The following is a 989-nucleotide window of genomic DNA, read 5'->3' as shown; positions in this document are numbered from 1 at the left end:
AAAGTATGGAGGCAACGATGTATCAAACAATATGCTCAGGGACATGCTGCTCGAATATCCGCTTTGGAATGCAACCTATATTATCACCAAAGAAAAGTCTCTCAGAGAAACCTATAAAACTGATTCGGCCTGAATTTGGATATTCCGAGCACTCTTAAAAGTAATTCTTTTTCAAGATGAGATTTGGATGATGCTATCCGTGGTTCAAAATAAACACGGTAGTCATTAAGTGTCATGACTCCATCGTCGAAAATGACTCGTTTGTTGTATTTAATATTTGCGATGAGGATATTTTGAAACCAAGCGTTAAATTCGGCATTTAACACCAAGTTATACTGCTCTCCTCGCAAGGCGCGAACTGTTTTATAGGTTTCTCTGAGAGACTTTTCTTTGGTGATAATATAGGTTGCATTCCAAAGCGGATATTCGAGCAGCATGTCCCTGAGCATATTGTTTGATACATCGTTGCCTCCATACTTTACGACTAAAGTTGCCTTACCTATTTTGTAGTACTTAAACGCTTCAGCAGCGCATAACAGTTGTAAGGGAGAGGTGACGATAAATAAAGCAGACTTCATTGTGTTCATTTTTGCTTTTTCTTATTTTACTAGATTCCAAGAAATTGGCTCACCAAACGCAATGTCTCGTGCGGCTTTTTTACCTAGCACATTAGGCAACTCTTTAGGCGTAAGACCAAAACCTGGGCGTATTGATCTTACATTTTGCTTTGTGAGCTTTTCGCCAGCTTTGATATTGGCTACGGCATAAAGTGAACGCCTAAAAGTGGCATTTCCTTCTTCACTTTTTTTACGTTGATAATTGACAGAACCAAGTGCTTCCCAAGCAGTTTTACTATCACGGCATAACTGAAGAAGTTCTTTTTCTTCTAATGAAAAACTATCGTCCGGACCTCCTCCAGAACGATCAAGCGTAACATGCTTTTCAATAACACAAGAGCCTAGCGAGACCGAAGCAATAGCTGTTGTATT

2 protein-coding genes are annotated in these 989 nt (G+C 39.4%); both read right to left on the bottom strand.

The window, feature by feature from the left end; all coding sequences use genetic code 11:
- Positions 1-101: 101 nt before the first annotated feature.
- Positions 102-587 (bottom strand): hypothetical protein, encoded by a 486-nt coding sequence (locus A3739_RS19355; RefSeq protein WP_068502466.1) that lies wholly within the window; start codon positions 585-587, stop codon positions 102-104.
- 12 nt (positions 588-599) lie between these two features.
- On the bottom strand, positions 600-989 hold a 390-nt coding region (locus A3739_RS19350), incomplete at its 5' end, for an SAF domain-containing protein (protein WP_197472446.1).

This window comes from Oleiphilus sp. HI0067, from assembly GCF_001635735.1.
The sequence above is the reverse complement of the archived record's forward strand: the minus strand, read 5'-3'. Positions and strand labels throughout refer to the sequence as shown.

Coding starts and splice junctions, on each gene's coding strand:
- A3739_RS19355 (WP_068502466.1), bottom strand. CDS start 587: ATGAACACAATGAAGTCTGCTTTATTTATCGTCACCTCTCCCTTACAA.